This is a genomic window from Mycobacteroides sp. H003 (assembly GCF_001440135.1).
GTDB classification, from domain to species: Bacteria; Actinomycetota; Actinomycetes; order Mycobacteriales; family Mycobacteriaceae; genus Mycobacterium; species Mycobacterium gwanakae.
Genome location: NZ_LJYL01000029.1, coordinates 45,964 through 60,561 on the forward strand (window position 1 = coordinate 45,964; position 14,598 = coordinate 60,561).

At 64.2% G+C, this 14,598-nt stretch carries 15 protein-coding genes; 9 read left to right on the plus strand and 6 right to left on the minus strand.

What is annotated here, in order from left to right; all coding sequences use genetic code 11:
- Positions 1 to 373: 373 nt before the first annotated feature.
- Positions 374 to 1,141 (minus strand): type I methionyl aminopeptidase, encoded by a 768-nt coding sequence (gene map, locus AOT87_RS18165; protein WP_057967343.1) that lies wholly within the window; start codon positions 1,139 to 1,141, stop codon positions 374 to 376.
- A gap of 75 nt (positions 1,142 to 1,216) precedes the next feature.
- Here map and AOT87_RS18170 point away from each other — a divergent pair, with 75 nt between their 5' ends.
- The 8 genes from AOT87_RS18170 to AOT87_RS18205 all read left to right on the plus strand — a co-directional run bounded on the left by AOT87_RS18170 (position 1,217) and on the right by AOT87_RS18205 (position 9,731).
- The gene (locus AOT87_RS18170; RefSeq protein ID WP_057967342.1) at positions 1,217 to 1,483 is read left to right on the plus strand and encodes a helix-turn-helix transcriptional regulator; all 267 of its coding nucleotides are present in this window, start codon (positions 1,217 to 1,219) and stop codon (positions 1,481 to 1,483) included.
- A gap of 28 nt (positions 1,484 to 1,511) precedes the next feature.
- Positions 1,512 to 2,846: a glycosyltransferase 87 family protein gene (locus AOT87_RS18175; protein ID WP_057967341.1), complete on the plus strand. Its 1,335-nt coding sequence runs from the start codon at positions 1,512 to 1,514 to the stop codon at positions 2,844 to 2,846.
- A gap of 9 nt (positions 2,847 to 2,855) precedes the next feature.
- The gene (locus AOT87_RS18180; protein WP_030096186.1) at positions 2,856 to 3,866 is read left to right on the plus strand and encodes a PHP domain-containing protein; all 1,011 of its coding nucleotides are present in this window, start codon (positions 2,856 to 2,858) and stop codon (positions 3,864 to 3,866) included.
- 44 nt (positions 3,867 to 3,910) lie between these two features.
- The gene (locus AOT87_RS18185; RefSeq protein ID WP_057967340.1) at positions 3,911 to 4,504 is read left to right on the plus strand and encodes a TetR/AcrR family transcriptional regulator; all 594 of its coding nucleotides are present in this window, start codon (positions 3,911 to 3,913) and stop codon (positions 4,502 to 4,504) included.
- A complete protein-coding gene (locus tag AOT87_RS18190; protein WP_057967339.1) occupies positions 4,501 to 6,075 on the plus strand; it encodes an NAD(P)/FAD-dependent oxidoreductase in 1,575 nt (524 codons plus the stop codon). The genes AOT87_RS18185 and AOT87_RS18190 overlap by 4 nt, the downstream gene beginning before the upstream one ends.
- Positions 6,047 to 6,889, plus strand: a complete 843-nt coding sequence (locus AOT87_RS18195) for a mycofactocin-coupled SDR family oxidoreductase (protein ID WP_057967338.1) — start codon at positions 6,047 to 6,049, stop codon at positions 6,887 to 6,889. The genes AOT87_RS18190 and AOT87_RS18195 overlap by 29 nt, the downstream gene beginning before the upstream one ends.
- Positions 6,886 to 8,121 (plus strand): cytochrome P450, encoded by a 1,236-nt coding sequence (locus AOT87_RS18200; protein WP_057967337.1) that lies wholly within the window; start codon positions 6,886 to 6,888, stop codon positions 8,119 to 8,121. The genes AOT87_RS18195 and AOT87_RS18200 overlap by 4 nt, the downstream gene beginning before the upstream one ends.
- Before the next feature lie 125 nt (positions 8,122 to 8,246).
- Positions 8,247 to 9,731, plus strand: coding sequence for an NAD(P)/FAD-dependent oxidoreductase (locus AOT87_RS18205; RefSeq protein WP_030096181.1), 1,485 nt, complete (start codon positions 8,247 to 8,249; stop codon positions 9,729 to 9,731).
- Positions 9,732 to 9,819: 88 nt separating this feature from the next.
- Here the strand turns inward: AOT87_RS18205 and AOT87_RS18210 are convergent, their stop codons facing one another.
- Positions 9,820 to 10,419, minus strand: coding sequence for a TetR/AcrR family transcriptional regulator (locus AOT87_RS18210; RefSeq protein ID WP_057967336.1), 600 nt, complete (start codon positions 10,417 to 10,419; stop codon positions 9,820 to 9,822).
- Positions 10,420 to 10,634: 215 nt separating this feature from the next.
- Here AOT87_RS18210 and AOT87_RS28880 point away from each other — a divergent pair, with 215 nt between their 5' ends.
- Complete coding sequence (locus AOT87_RS28880; protein WP_157859024.1) at positions 10,635 to 10,796, plus strand: hypothetical protein; 162 nt, start codon at positions 10,635 to 10,637, stop codon at positions 10,794 to 10,796.
- Here AOT87_RS28880 and AOT87_RS18215 read toward each other — a convergent pair.
- The 4 genes from AOT87_RS18215 to AOT87_RS18230 form a co-directional block, all read right to left on the minus strand.
- Complete coding sequence (locus tag AOT87_RS18215) at positions 10,786 to 12,072, minus strand: D-arabinono-1,4-lactone oxidase (RefSeq protein WP_057967335.1); 1,287 nt, start codon at positions 12,070 to 12,072, stop codon at positions 10,786 to 10,788. The genes AOT87_RS28880 and AOT87_RS18215 overlap by 11 nt on opposite strands.
- A complete protein-coding gene (locus AOT87_RS18220) occupies positions 12,069 to 13,256 on the minus strand; it encodes an amino acid deaminase/aldolase (RefSeq protein ID WP_057967334.1) in 1,188 nt (395 codons plus the stop codon). Before AOT87_RS18220 ends, AOT87_RS18215 begins: the two co-directional genes overlap by 4 nt.
- Positions 13,256 to 13,744, minus strand: coding sequence for a ribonuclease E activity regulator RraA (gene rraA, locus AOT87_RS18225; RefSeq protein WP_057967333.1), 489 nt, complete (start codon positions 13,742 to 13,744; stop codon positions 13,256 to 13,258). The genes AOT87_RS18220 and rraA overlap by 1 nt, the downstream gene beginning before the upstream one ends.
- A 155-nt stretch (positions 13,745 to 13,899) precedes the next feature.
- Positions 13,900 to 14,529 carry a hypothetical protein gene (locus AOT87_RS18230; protein WP_057967332.1) on the minus strand — a complete coding sequence of 210 codons (630 nt, stop codon included), beginning with the start codon at positions 14,527 to 14,529 and terminating at the stop codon, positions 13,900 to 13,902.
- Positions 14,530 to 14,598: the final 69 nt, after the last annotated feature.

Consider the following 14,598-nt stretch of genomic DNA (forward strand, 5'->3'; position numbering starts at 1 on the left):
GTGTTACCTGACATGTTTGCTTGTTGTCGGTGTGACACGTGATCTAGGTCGGAATTTGCGTTATGCTACTGCCTGGTTCTGAAAGCTTGCCGACGCAGGAGATGTTCTCGTGCCCAACACACCCGTTACGAAGACATGGGTTGGCCGAATTGCCTGGTCACTGCTCCGTCATCCCATGAAGAGTCATAGTTTCCCTGCGAAGAACGAGCGACTCATCACTCCCGAAGAGCTCCTGCGCTTCAGCCACTGAGCGTTGCTCGCGACAGCCATTGGGCGTGTCGAGGTGCGAACACGCCCGGTATTCAAGATCGTTATCGATCCGTAACCGTCTCTGTCGTAGGCGGTAGCGGATGATGCTGGTGGCCGATCCCGCTTAACTCCGTAGCGTGAGCACCTGTGGCCCGTCCTCGGTGATCGCGATGGTGTGCTCGGAATGCGCGCCCCGAGACCCGTCGGCCAGCCGGAGCGTCCAACCGTCTGGATCGACGGTCAGCCGATGGGTTCCCCGGCCGAACCATGGCTCCAACGCGAGCGTCAGGCCCGGCTTCAAGGTCATTCCCCGCCCGGCCGTCCCCTTGTTCGGAACATGGGGGTCCTCATGCATGGTCCGCCCCAGCCCGTGCCCGCCGAAATCGGTGTTGATCCGATACCCGCCACCCTCGGCCACCGCGGCGACGGCCGCGGAGATATCGCCGAGCCGGTTACCCGGCTGAGCGGCCGCGATGGCCGCATCCAGGGCGGCGCGGGTGGTGTCGATCAGCCGCATGTCCTCGGGGTCCGGGGTGCCGACGATGACGCTCACCGCGGAATCGGCCACCCAGCCGTCGATACTCACCGCGAAATCCATGCTCAGCAGGTCGCCGTCGGCCAGCACGTAATCGTGTGGAAGCCCGTGCAGTACTGCGTCATTCACCGACAGGCAGATGACATTGCGGAACGGTCCGCGCCCGAACGAGGGGGAGTAATCCCAGTAGCAGGAAACCGCGCCGCGTTCTGTGACCATTGCGCGCGCCCGCTGCTCCAGTTGCAGCAGATTGACGCCAGGCGCGGCGATGGCCGACAGCTCGGAGAGCACCGAGGCGACAAACTCGCCGGTCACGCGCATGTGCGCGATCTCGGCGGGCGATTTTAACTCGATCACGCGAACCTCCTGGACGGTATTTAAATACCACCTTAGGGCTTTCGGTATTTAAATACCAAGACTAGAGTCGGCGCCATGGTTCGGCAGCCGCTCACCGCAGAACAACTCGCCGCGGGGAAGCGTCTGGGTGGGCTGTTGCGCTCCGCTCGGGGCGACCGACCGCTGGACGATGTCGCCCGCGCGTCCGGAATCTCTCCGGAAACCCTGCGCAAGATTGAAACCGGGCGGCTCCCGACACCCGCGTTCGGTGCCGTCGTGCAGCTGGCCGCCGCATTGCGTCTCGACCTCAACGACATCGCGGCGGTGTGGCAGGAAGAGACGAAGATCGGCGCCGCGTCGTAACTGGCCCAGCGGCCGTAAAATCTGGCCGATGCACAGCTGGGGCGGGGAGATGCGGCTGCCGCGGGGCGCCGTTCTGAGTGCGCTGATCGTGGCCGGAGCTGCAATGGTGCTGCACAACGGCCTCGTCCCGTTCGATACGCGGTTCTTCGGACTGACCGAAAACGGCTACGACCTGGATACCTATCGCGCCGCAGTACGCGGCCTCTGGGAGGGCAAAAGGCTGTACGAGGCCCCGGCGCTCAACCAGGCGTGGTTCGTCTACCCTCCATTCGCGACGGTGGTTCTCGCGCCGCTTGCCTGGGCCTCGTTCGATGTCGCCAAGTGGCTGTTGCTCGCGCTGTCCATCGCCGCGCTGACAGTCATCGCGTGGCGCGTCCTGCGTCTAGCCGGCATCCGCGCCGATATCCAGCTGGCTGTGACGACCACGGCGCTCGCGGTTGTCGTGATCGATGCCGAACCGGTGCAGGCCACCCTCTGGTGGGGTCAGATCAACGTCCTGCTCATGGCGCTGGTGTTCCTGGATCTGGCGCGATCGAACCCGGGACGGTGGCAGGGGATCGGGCTCGGACTGGCTGCGGGTATCAAGCTCACTCCGTTGGTTTTCCTGCCGTACCTCCTGCTCACCCGGCAATGGCGTGCCTGCGCCATCGCGACGGCGACATTTGCCGCCACCGCGGCGTTGACGTGGCCGCTGCTCTCGCGCGACAGCGCATGGTTTTGGAGCCATCTCGGAGACACCGCGCACATCAGCCGCATCGATCACTTGGCCAATCAGTCGATCAACGGATTCTTGGCGCGTTACTTCTTTCCGCACGCGCGCCCGGAGTGGCTGTGGATTTCCTTGAGTCTCTTGGTGCTTGCCGCCGGCATGGCTGTCGCGGTGTGGGCACACCGCAGGGGCGAGTACGTGCTGGCAGTGGTGTCGGTAGGGCTCACCGGTTGTGCGGTGTCGCCCTTCAGCTGGGCTGCGCACTGGGTATGGTTCGCCCCTGCGATCGTCTGGCTTGTCGCCAAGGCGTGCACTACCGCGCGACCCTGGTCGAGCGGCTGGGCCTGGCGGGCGGCGGGGCTATTCGCGATGGTGTTCATGTGGACCCTGCACCGGCCGGGCCGTGGGCACACCACCATTTACTTCAGCGGGGTGTACTGGAACTTCCTTGACCTGCGCCCGTTCTGGATAGGCCAGCTGATGAGCGGCTGGTACCCGTTGGTGTTCCTGTGCTTCATGATCGGCGCCGTCAGCTGGTTGCGGCTCAGCAATGCGTCGGTGCGAGATGAGCCGGACGACTTTTCGATGCTGTCGACGGATGTCGAGGACTATCCGCCGGAAATTCTTGATGAGGAGCTGGCGCTGCGCGCCTAGAGTCCAGGGGTGGACCCTGTCGCGGCATTGCGTGAAGTTGCCTACTACAAGGAACTCGCGCGCGAAGAGTCGCGCCGCGTCATGGCGTACCGCAAGGCCGCCGACGTCATCGCCGCGCTGAGCCCCGAAGAGCGAGAGCGCCACGGTGCCAACAAGACCTGGAAGAGTCTCACGGGCCTGGGCCCCAAGACGGCGACCGTCGTCGCCGAAGCCTGGTCCGGAAAGGTGCCGGTTGCGCTCGAACAACTACGTGCCAGCGCCACGGGCACCGGCGGTGGCACCATGCGCGAAGCGCTCAGGGGCGACCTGCATCTGCATTCGAACTGGTCGGACGGCTCGGTGCCCATCGAGGAGATGATGAGCACCGCTAAGGCGCTCGGACACGAATACTGCGCGCTGACGGACCACTCGCCGCGTCTGCGGGTCGCCAACGGGCTGTCTGCGGAACGGTTGCGTGCTCAGCTGAAGGTGATCGACGGACTACGAGAACAGATGGCGCCCATGCGAATCCTCACCGGGATCGAGGTCGACATCCTGGACGACGGCGATCTGGACCAGGACCCTGAGCTTCTGGATCAGCTCGACATCGTTGTCGCGAGTGTGCATTCCAAGCTCGCGATGGACTCCGCGGCGATGACCCGCCGCATGATCGCCGCCGTGACCAACCCGCGCGTCGACGTGCTGGGCCATTGCACGGGGCGGCTGGTGGAGGGGGAGCGCGGCCTCCGCGCGGAATCGAAATTCGATGCCGCAGAAGTATTTCGGGCCTGTCGCGATTCGGGCACTGCCGTCGAGATCAACTCGCGCCCGGAGCGACGCGATCCACCGCGCAGGCTGCTGGACTTGGCGCTGAACATCGGTTGCGACTTCTCCATCGACACCGACGCGCACGCGCCGGGACAACTGGAGTTCTCCGGGTACGGCTGCGAGCGTGCGCTTGAGGCCGGTGTGCCGGAAGAACGAGTGATCAATACGTGGCCCGTGGAGCAGCTGTTGGCCAGGACCAGTAAGGGCCGCTGATCGCCTATTGACACTTTGAACACATTCGCGCAAAGTGTTCAAACGTGAAGCTCGTGAAGACGGCGGGTCCGCGCGGTGAGGTGCCCGAACCGATTGTCGCGGCCGTCGCGCAGACCCTGGTCCGCTCGGGAATCCAGCGTTTCAGCCTCTCGGCGGCCGCCGACGAGGCGGGCGTCTCGCGTGGAACCATCTACAACTGGTTCGGCGGCAAGAAGGAAGCCATCGATGTCGCTGTCGGCTTCATCGCGGGCGCCTTCATCGAGCTGTTCGCCGGGGCGGTGAGTGCCAAAGCCACGCTGACCGAGCAGGTGGGCGAGGCGGCGGTACGCATCAGCGATCACCGGGCCTGGTCCGACCGCCTGGATCCGACCCTGCACGTGTCGAACGTGCTGGAGCTGGTGCTCGAGGAGTGCGGTGACGACCTGATGCGCCGATCGGTGGAGTTTTGGGTGCCACAGGTGCAGGCGGCCAAGAAGCGCGGCGAGATCGGTAAGGACGTCGACGCCACCGAGGGCGCCGAATGGATCATGCGGACCCTGATGAGCATCGAGGTGCTGCCCGCCATCTCCGTGGACCTGAAAGACCCGGCCGTGGTGCGGGATTACTTCTCCCGGTTCATCCTGCGTGGGTTGGCATGAGTGACATCGACTATCAAGTGGCGATCATCGGGGCCGGCCCCGGTGGCATCGCCGCCGCCTACTACCTGCGCCAGCGGGGTATCGACGATTTCGTGATCCTGGACCGTGCCGACGATTTCGGTGGCACCTGGCGCGATAACACCTATCCGGGCCTCGCCGTGGACATCCCGGTCTTGTTCTATCAGTTGAGCTTTGCGCGAACCGGCCGGTGGAACAAGCTCTTCGCCGACGGTGCCGATATCCAGCGTTACCACCTGTCGGTGGTGGACCGCTTGGGCTTACGCAAGCACTTCCAGGGCGGCAGCGCCGTTACCGCGGAACGCTGGAACGAGGGCGGCAGCCACTGGGAACTCACCGTCGCCGGGAAGCCGACGGTGCGCGCCCGGTATGTCATCAGCGCCGTGGGTGGATACATCGACACCAAACCCGGCCCGGACATCCCGGGCCTCGGCGACTTTCGCGGCAGAATCATGCGGCCCAACGCGTGGGACCACTCATACGACTACGCGGGTAAGCGCGTCGCGGTGATCGGTACCGGCTCCAGCGGCATCCAGATCGCTCCCGCAGTCGCGGAAACTGCCGCGTCGGTCACCACCTTTCAGCGCACCCCCGCATGGATCATTCCCAAACCAAACCCGAGTATCTCGGCCCGCGGGCAGCGGATTCTCGGCGCACCGTTTGTGCTGACAGTCGTCAACGCGCTGATCATCGGATCGATGGACGCCGCTCAGGCGGTGCTGTTCCATCTGCTGCCGCTGCTACCGGAATCGCTGCTGCGCAAGATGATTCCTCGATACGACGATATGGCGCGCAGGTGGTATCGCAAACTGTTGGCGGACACCGTCCGCGATCCGGCTCTGCGTGAGGCCTTGATGCCAAGCTACGGAATTCTGGCACGGCGCACCGTCTTGTCCAATGACTTCCTGCAGGCCGTGGACGCCGGAGCGGTCCGACTGATCACCGACCCGATCTCACGGATCACCGAGAATGGTGTCGAGACGGCAGACGGCACCCATCACGACGTCGACCTTTTGGTATTGGCGACCGGATATGAGATCTACACGGATCCGGAGCACTACCGGCCCGGAACCGTGCGGGGCCGCGGCGGATTCGACCTGGGTGAGTACTACCGCGACCACGAAATGCGGACCTACGGCGGCGCGGCACTGCCGGGCCTGCCCAACCGGTGGGTGTTGGTGGGACCCGAGGGCAACCAGGGGCAGGGATGGCACGCCATGGTGGAGGCCAACGCGCGCCACGCCGCCCGGGTCATCGCCGAATCCGTGTGGACCTGCCGAGAGGTCGCGGAAGTACGCCAACGTGCCTTTGACGCATGGGTGCGGCGGATGGCCCATCAGAGCAAGGCGATCCGGTTGTACGCGACCGACTGCCAACCGCCACTGAACACCTACTTCGTCAACTCAAAGGGGGAGGCACGCTACTACCGGCCCCAAACCGTAAGCGAAATGAACTGGTTCTCAACGCATTCCCGACTCTCTGACTACTCATTTCGTCCGGCATCGATCCAAGCGAGGGCTTCCCATGGAAAAAGATCAGAACAGTCCCCCTGATAGACCACTGGCCGGCCGGGTCGCATACATCACCGGGGCGGGGCGCGGGCAGGGCCGCGCACACGCCATCCGGTTGGCCGCCGATGGTGCCGACATCGTGGCCATCGACAGCTGTGACAAGCCCTCGCCCTATAACGAATACCCGGCGACCACCGCCGAAGACTTCGACGAGACGGTCTCCGCAGTAAGGGAACTGGGCCGCGAGATCGTCGCAGAACGTATCGACGTAAGGGACCTCGCCGGACAGCAGAAGGTGATCAACGAAGCGATCACCCGCTTCGGTCGGCTGGACATCGTGGTCGCCAACGCCGGCATCGCGAGCTGGGCGCGGCTGTGGGAGATCGAGGCCGACCAGTGGCGCGACGTCATCGACGTCAATCTGACCGGTGTGTGGAACACCATCAAGGCAGCGGTCCCCGCAATGATCGAAGCGGGCAACGGTGGGTCCATCATCACGGTCAGCTCATCGGCCGGGATCAAGGCCATGCCCGGCTGCGGCCACTATGTGGCCGCTAAATTCGGTGTTGTGGGTTTGACGAACTCGCTGGCGGTTGAGCTGGGGGAGTATGGGATTCGGGTCAACTCCATCCACCCGTACGGAACCAACACGCCGCTGGCAGCCGACGAGTCGGTGCTGCGGATGTTCGAGAAGTACCCGGGTTATCTGCAGAGCTTTAGCCAGACACTGGTGGACAACGACAGGCTCGTCGAACCTGCCGAAATCGCCGAGGTGGTGGCATGGCTCGCCGGCGACGCATCCGGTGTCATGACCGGCGCCCAGATTCCCGTCGACAAGGGGTACTTGAAGCGATGACCACATGCCCGTTCGCACCCGGATTCGATTTCACCGACCCGGACCTCATCCAGCAGCGCATCCCCGCCGAGGAGTTCGCGTATCTCCGCAAGACCGAACCCATCTGGTGGAACGCCCAGCCCAGGGGAGTGGCCGGATTCGACGACGACGGCTACTGGGTAGTGACCAAACACAGTGACGTCAAAGAGATATCGCGGCTCAACGAAGTCTTCTCCAACAGCCTGAACACCACAGTGGTGCGCTACAACGAGGACATCACCGCCGAGCAGCTGGATATCCAGCGCGAGAATCTGCTGATCGATATGGATGAGCCGAAACACCGTATCCTGCGGCGCATCGTGTCTCCGCTGTTCACCCCCAAGGCCGTCAACGGATTACACGAACGGCTGGTGATGCGCGCCAGAGGCATTGTGGAAGCGGCCGCCGAAAAGTCCAGCGGCAACTTCGTGTCCGATATCGCCTCGGTGCTTCCCATGCATGCCATCGCGGATCTGGTGGGTATCCCGGAGTCGGACCGCCAACAGGTGCTGGACTGGACGAACCAGATGTTCGCCTACGACGACCCGGCGATCGGTAAAGACACGGCCACCACCGCAACTGTCTCGATGCTGGGCTACGCCTACGCGATGGCCGAAGAGCGACAACTGAATCCGCGCGACGACATTCTCACCGGATTGGTCCAGGGCGCGTACGAGGACCGCCCACTCACCCCGCTGGAGTTCGCCTACTTTGTCATCCAGCTCATGGTCGCGGGGAACGAGACCTCTCGTAACGCCATCACACATGGGGTACTGGCCTTCGCCGACAACCCCGCACAGTGGGAGCTGTATCGCGAGTGCCGCCCGCAGACGACTGCTGACGAGATCATCCGGTGGGCGAGCCCCATCATCGCCTTCCAGCGCACGGCGCTGCAGGATGTCGATCTCGGTGGTGTGCGGATCCAGAAGGGGCAGCGCGTGGGAATGTTCTACGCGTCGGCCAACTTCGACGAGGACGTTTTCGACGACCCGTTCACCTTCAACATCGAGCGCGACCCCAACCCGCATCTGGCCTTCGGCGGACACGGCATTCACTACTGCCTCGGCGCGAACCTGGCCCGGCTGGAGATCGGCATCATGTTCGATGCCATGGCCGACAGACTTCCGGATCTGATGCCGACCGGGGAGCCCACCCGCTTCCGGTCGGGGTGGATTAACGGCGTGGTGTCGCTGCCCGCAAGCTACCGAGGGTAGACATCCGTGCCCGCGCGTTCGGCAGGACTGCGTCCTGACCTGCGGTATCGGCGGCACAGTGTGCGTGCAACCGCAAGGGTCTAACTTTACTTTTCTCCCCGATCCGTAAGCGGTAGCATCGCGGCATGTCCGAACACTTTGACGTGCTCATCGTCGGCGCCGGCATCTCCGGCATCAGCGCTGCCTGGCACATCCAGAACCGCTGCCCGTCCAAGACCTATGCGGTGCTTGAGGCCCGCGACGATATGGGCGGGACCTGGAATCTGTTCAAGTACCCAGGTATCCGGTCGGACTCGGACATGTACACGTTGGGGTTCCGCTTCTCGCCGTGGAACGACAGCCGCACCCTGGCGGACGGACCGTCGATCCTCGACTACGTGCACAAGACCGCGGCCAACTCCGGAATCGACGGACACGTCCGATACCGCCACAAGGTGGTCGGAGCGGCCTGGTCCACCGAGACCCAGCAATGGACGGTCCAGGTGGATCACGACGGCAAGACCGTCGAGTACACCTGTTCCTTCCTGTTCTGCTGCAGCGGCTACTACGACTACGACCAGGGTTACTCGCCAGAGTTTCCCGGCGTCGCCGACTTCAAGGGCACCGTGATTCACCCTCAGCACTGGCCTGAGGACCTCGATTACAAGGGTAAGAAGGTCGTGGTGATCGGCTCCGGCGCCACCGCGGTGACCCTGGTGCCGGCGATGGCGCCCGATGTCGGACACATCACCATGCTGCAGCGCTCGCCCACCTACATCCTGTCGTTGCCGAACGAGAACCCGATCATCAACGGTCTGCGAAAGATACTGCCGGCCAAGGTCGCCTATCCGATCGCCCGCTGGATCAATATCGGCCAGCTGATCTTCAGCTACCAGGCCAGTCGCAAGTTCCCCAAGGCCGCGCGGCGGATCATCATGCAGCAGGCCAAACTGCAGCTGCCCAAGGGCTATGACTACAAGACTCACTTCGGTCCCAAGTACAACCCGTGGGACGAGCGTCTTTGCGTGGTGCCCAACGGTGACCTGTACAAGACCATCCGCAAGGGCAAGGCCGATATCGTCACCGATCACATCGAGACATTTGATGAGACCGGCATCAAGCTCAAGTCTGGTAAGCATCTCGATGCTGACATCATCATCACCGCAACGGGTTTGAACCTGAAATTCTTCAGTGGTGTCATCCCGACGGTTGATGGCGTACCCGTAGACCTGCCCGCGCAGACCGTGTACAAGGGTGCGATGCTCACGGGGATCCCGAACATGGCGTTCACCATCGGGTACACCAACGCCTCGTGGACACTCAAGGCAGACCTGGTATCCGAGTACGTTGGACGTCTACTGAACTACATGGACGAGAACGGCTATGTCACAGCGGTTCCCGAGCTGGCCGATGAGACGCTCGAGAAGCAGCCGTTCATGGACTTCACACCGGGCTACGTGTTGCGCGCGCTGGATGAGCTGCCCAAGCAGGGTGACAAGCACCCGTGGCGTCTGAAGCAGAACTATGCCTATGACGTCGGGATGATGCGGCGCAGCCGGGTCAGCGAGGGTATGCGCTTCGGCAGAAAGAAGGCCGCCACCGAGACAACACCGGTGGCCGTCAACAGCTAGATCTTCTCTGCGGAACGGCCGGGTGTCACGCGCGGACACCCGGCCGTTCGCTGTCTACGAACCGCTACCGGTGGACGCCCGTAAAACGCTATTTCTGTTCGGGTGCAGCCTGATCCGTGCTGGCGGCGATCAGCATGGGAAGCATCGGGCTCATGGGTAGCAGCCGTTGCACCGCGGTCAGGAGCCGCGCCGTCCAGTCGGTGGTCGATGAAGGATCTTTGATGCTGTCGAGGGCCACTCCCTGACCCATGGCGACGCAGAGGCGGGCGAGGTCACGCACGCTTGCCTCCGGAAGTTCGAGGTCGTCGTCCAGCTGCGAGATCGCACCCGCAACGTGGTCCAGCATGGTTTTGTCGCGTGCAGCGAGTTCGTCGTTCAGCGTCGAATTGCGTCGGGCAACCAAGGCGAGCTCGATCTTCAGCAGGGCCCAGCCGGTGTCGCTGAGTGATTGCTCGATCCAGTCCTGAAACTTTTGAACGCGATCCTCTGACGATCCTTCGGCGAGAGTGGTGCGATAGCTCTCCAGAACCTGTTCGGTGTGACGGTCGATGACCTCTAGTGCCAACGCCTCTTTGCTGGGAAAATTTGAGTACACGGCGCCGCGACTGTAACCGGCCTCTTCGGCCACCTGCTCGTTCGACGTCGCGGCGAAACCCTGTTGCAAATAGAGCTGGGTCGCAGACTCCACCAGCCGGGCCTTTGTCTGAGCCTGGGCTTCAGAACGAGTCAATCGCTTGGCCACAACCAGTGAGTCTATGCGGTCATCGGCACGGGCCAGGAGAGATATCGCGAGTAACGCCGCAGCGTATCGAGGGCGGAATCCCTCATCCCGCCGGTACTGAGCAGTTTTGGGTACAGTACGTAGCCAGATAGCCGCCGTCATTACAGGGATTGGAGAACGTCGTGGGACGACACAACCGGCCCGCCGTAGCCGACGATGTGCCCATCCGTACGGACTGGAGCGCCGACTTCCTGGTCGACAGCGAAGTGACCGCGGTATCGCCCGCGGTGATCGATTCCGACTCAGCGTTCTCCCCAACGCCGCCGCCCTGGTTCAGGGGCTGACCGGGCCCAGGAGCCTATTCAGGTACGCACCGCTGAACACGCCCTCGGGATCCAGCCGGGCGCGTACCTCCTGGAAGGTCCGCCATTGCGGATACCGCTCGCTGAGCTGCCCGGCGGTCAAAGTGTGTCGTTTACCCCAGTGGGGCCGGCCGCCGAGCCCGATCAGGATGGGTTCAAGGTCGTGGAAGTAGGGCTCCCATAGCCCGTGAATGCTCTGGTGCACTGCCAGGTACACGCTCTCGCGGCCGTAGGCCGGGGCCAGCAGCGCATCATCGGCCTGGGTGAAGCGGACCTCCAGCGGGAAGGCGACCCGATGACGATTCTGTTCAATCGTGGCCAGCACGGTCTCGATCGCATCACCCGCATTTGTCAGCGGAAGCGAATACTCCATCTCCGTGAACTTCACCTTGCGGGGACTCGCGAACACCGCGGCGCTTTCATCCTGAGACTCATTCGAACCCGCGAGTTTGGCGACCAATCTGGATATGTAGGGGGCAGCCACGGGTAGGCGCCCGGCCGTCCACATCAGCGCGCCGAGTGCGCCGTTCTCTACCAGGTCGCGCTCCAGCCAATGCCGTACCGGATGACTGGGCCACCGATCCTCTTGGGTGCGTGTCGATTGCAGCAGCAGAACCCGTCGCGTATGTGGAAACAAATACAGCTCAAGGTGATCAGTCTCGGCCAGCAATGTGGGCAGATCGGCCAAGACGGTGTCCAGGTCACGCACTGACTGGCGCCGGTGCAGACGGAAGGCCGGAACACATTGCAGGGTGAGTTCGGTGACCACACCCAGTGCGCCCAATGAGATCCGCGCGGCGAGCAGCTCATCGCCGCTGTCGATCTCATGAATTATGCCGTCGGCAGTCATGATTCGCATCGACACGATGGTCTGCGAGATGTTGCCGAATCGCAGGCCCGTCCCGTGCGTTCCCGTGGCGGCGGCCCCGGCAAGGGTCTGGACGTCGATATCGCCGAGGTTCGGCAGCGCCAGCCCGCGCCGCAGCAGTTTACGGTTCAGCTCATGCAGATTGATGCCAGCCTGGACTCGCACCCGGTCGTGTTCGTCCACTGAGATCAGTTGCCGCAGTTCGGAGATGTCGACCTGTACGCCGTCGGTGACGCACAGTTCGGTGAAGGAATGTGATGATCCGATCGGCCTTACCGTTCGTCCGGCGGAGCGTCTCAGGGCGAACGCCAGCTCGTCCTCGGACCGTGGACGCACCACAAGTCCTGGGGCGCAGGATGTTTGACCACTCCAGTTGCGCCACTGACTCATAGGAACATCATTCCCTCGCCGCGATACGTGGATACCGCACCTGCGTGTTGACCGTCTTCGACCAGCTGCAGTTCGGTGAAGTGTTCACAGAGCTCACCGGCCTTGGCGTGCCGGAACCACACCGCATCGCCAATCCGTAGTTCCCGCGCACCCCGTAACGGGGTCTGTACCTCACCGGCGCCCTCGGAGGCCTCGAAGGACAAACCCGTAGGCCACGACGGGAGCGGTACGCGGCTGGCCCCGGCAGGGCCGCTGGCGATGTACCCACCGCCCAGCACGGTGGCAAGCTCGGGACTCGGCTTGCGCACCACCGGCAACGCGAACGCCGCCGCGGGATCCAGCTGCAGGCTGCGATAGTTGTCGAAGAGAGCAGGAGCGAAGAAGCCCGACCCGGCCGCCAGTTCGGTGGCGAATCCCAACCCGCCGATACGGGCCAGGCTGCCGGTGCCGCCGGAGTTCACCAATTCCAGCGGCGGCGCTCCGGCGGCACGAAGCCGCGCGCTCACCGCGTCCAGAATCCGGGGAAGGCGCTGGCCGAGATCACGCAGCGACGAGGCCTGCATTCCGCGAACAGCCAATTGGTACCAGGGATTTCCGGGGACGATATCGCCCACACCGGCGATCTGCCCGTCGTAAGCCATTACCGCGGCGAGCCGCAGACCGGGTGTAGCACACACCAGGTCGGTGAGGGTGGCTGCCTGTTCAGGGGTGCGCACCGGTGATCGCTTGGGCCCCAGATGAACCGGCCCGTCGAGAGGCCGCCACCCGGCATCGATGTCGAGACACACCGGGATCGGTGCATTCGTCTCCTGCGCGATATCTGCCAGTAGACGGACATGGTCGGCAGAATCGATCAAGGGGCGGATGACCGAACGATGCCGCGCCGCAGTCGCCAGGGCTCCCCGATCGACACTCGGGTAGGCGATCAACAGATCGTCGACCCCGGCGTCGGCGAGGTGCACAGCCTCAGCGGGGGTGAACGCAAGCACCCCGCGAAAACCCGGTATTTCCAGGAATTTCCGGATCAATGCGGTGCTGCGTATGGACTTACTGGCCACCCTGATGGGTAAGCCGGAGGCGGCGGCGACCAACGACGCGGCATTGGCCCGGGCCGCGTCCATATCGACCGCTGCCAGCGGTGCGGGCGCTCCCCGCAGTGCCGCGGCTAGCCGCCGTATCGACATCAGGCAGGAACCACGACAACGCCGTCATGGTCGGCGTAACAGATCGCACCCGGCGTGAAGTCGATGCCGCCGAAGTTGACGACGATATCGCGTTCCCCGGCACCGGTTTTGGTGCCCTTGCGGGGGTTGGTGCCGAGAGCCTTGATGCCGATGTCCATGGTGGCCAGGGCGGCACTGTCGCGTACGACCCCGTTGATCACCAAACCCGACCAGCCGCTGTCGACGGCGATCCCCGCGATGATGTCGCCCACGAGCGCGCAGTGCAGCGAGCCTCCCCCGTCGATGACCAGCACACCGCCTGAACCTGGTTCCGACAGAATCGATTTCAGCAGCGCGTTGTCATGGTGGCAGCGCACTGTGGTGATGACTCCGGCGAATACCGGACGCCCCCCGAACTGGGTGAGCTGAAGATCGCAACTGGCCATGTCGATGCCCAGCTCGTCTCCCAGGTCGGCGGTCGGTTGGGGGGTGATCGGTGCGGTCGTCATATCCCAAGCCTATTCGTCAGTCCGCACGGCTGGGTCTCCGCATGGGCGATCACGACATCGCGCAGCCACTGCGCCAGAACCGGGCTCGACACCTTCGCAGTGGGCCCGGGCTGGACGCCCTCAAGCCCTTTTCCGACACGGCCGGGCCACGCGGATCAGTCCGATTCGACGGAGTCCTCGCGGCGACGCCTCCGCCGCAGTACCAACAGGACAAAAATCGCGAATGCGGCCCCGACCGCGATCTTGAGGTTCGGCGCTTGCCGGCCTGCTTCGGGTGCGGGGCCGGGAATCGGTGGTGGGGCCGAATCGACGGTCGACTTCGCCTGCGCGGCGGTCTCCCGGGCCGCCGCCGCGAGATCGGGCTGAGCCGGTTCGGGTGCGGGTGCAGGCTTGGGTGCCTCCGGCTTGGGAGCTTCGACGACCGGCTCGGGAGTGGGCTCAGGCTTGAGCTCCGGTTCAGGCGCGGGTGCGGGCTTCGGCACCGGTGGCGCGGCAGGCTTGGGGGCCTCGGACGCCGGTGCCTCGGCGGGCTTCGCCTGCTTGACGGGCTTCGGTGCGGCCGGCGGCTTCGGGGCCGGGGCAGCACCGGACTCGGGTTCGGCCTTGGGGCCCGACTTCGGCGGCGCCGTCGAGCCGGCGGGTCGTTTGGCAGGTGCGCGTTTGGCCGCGGGTCGCTTCGCGGCCTTCGCGGGGCGGGCCGGGGCCGCGGGCTTAGGTGCCTCGCCGCCAGCGGGCGTCTCCGGTGTCTGGTTGGGCTCGTTAGCCGAATTGTCCTGGTCCGCCATGCGCCTGCTCCTTCGCAAGTTTCGGTCGTCCTGGGTGTTCGTGGCGCGCTCGCGGCCACGATGGGCGGC